This window comes from Martelella sp. UBA3392 (assembly GCF_002358775.1).
GTDB lineage: Bacteria > Pseudomonadota > Alphaproteobacteria > Rhizobiales > Rhizobiaceae > Martelella > Martelella mediterranea.
Genome location: NZ_DEPM01000187.1, coordinates 12,516 through 13,477 on the forward strand (window position 1 = coordinate 12,516; position 962 = coordinate 13,477).

At 66.7% G+C, this 962-nt stretch carries 1 protein-coding gene; it reads left to right on the top strand.

The features are described from left to right. Positions 1-955 (top strand): deoxyguanosinetriphosphate triphosphohydrolase (locus B4E36_RS14490; RefSeq protein WP_345900503.1); only part of this gene is annotated, 955 nt, incomplete at its 5' end. Positions 956-962 lie beyond the last annotated feature (7 nt).

Below are 962 nucleotides of genomic sequence, written 5' to 3' on the forward strand. Positions count from 1 at the left end.
CGGCGGGTTCGAGGGGAACGCGCAGACCCTGCGCATCCTGTCGCGCCTGGAGCCCAAGGTGATCGACGCCACCGGCCGAAGCCACGGCCTCAACCTCACGCGCGCGAGCCTGGATGCCACCTGCAAGTACCCGTGGACTTCCGCGCATCCGCTTCCTGATCCCGGTGGCCGGCTCAAGTACGGGGTATACGACGAGGATGAGGCGGTCTTCACGTGGATGCGCGAGGGCGCTCCCGGCCGCGTTCGCTGCATCGAGGCCGAGGTCATGGATCTCTCCGACGACATCGCCTATTCCGTACACGATTTCGAGGACGCCATCGTCAACGGGTACCTCGACCCCGCGCGCCTGGCCGACCCTGCCGAGCATGACGCGCTCATCCAGGCCATCCAGACCTGGGTGGGATACGACTTTGCGCGGGACGAGCTCGAGGACGCCCTCTATCGCCTCATGCGGATGCCGGAATGGGTTGCCAGTTTCTCGGGAACGCGCTCCGACCTCGCGCGGTTGAAGAACCTGACCAGCGACCTCATTGGACGCTTCGCGCGTGCCGCCGTGACGGCGACCCGGGCAGCAGCCGGAGGTCCGGAACTGACGCGTTTTCACGCACACGTCGTGGTGCCTCGTGTCATCGAGGCCGAGATGGGGGTGCTCAAGGGCATCATTGGTGCTGTGGTGGTGAGTATCGACGGCCGCAAGGCGCTGTACAAAGAGCAGCGGCGCCTGCTCAAGCGCCTGGCCACAGCGCTGTGGGAGAACCCGCATGAGCTGGATGCTGTGCACCGTGAAGACTTCGATCACGCCACGACCGACCGCGAACGGCGCCGCACCATCGTCGATCAAGTCGCAAGCCTGACCGATCAGCACGCGATCTCGTGGCACGGCCGCCTCGTTGGCGAGGTCGATGTCGCATCCCTCGGCATCTGGGTGCCCGGCGCGCCGATGCGGGCCCGGTAGGGCGGCC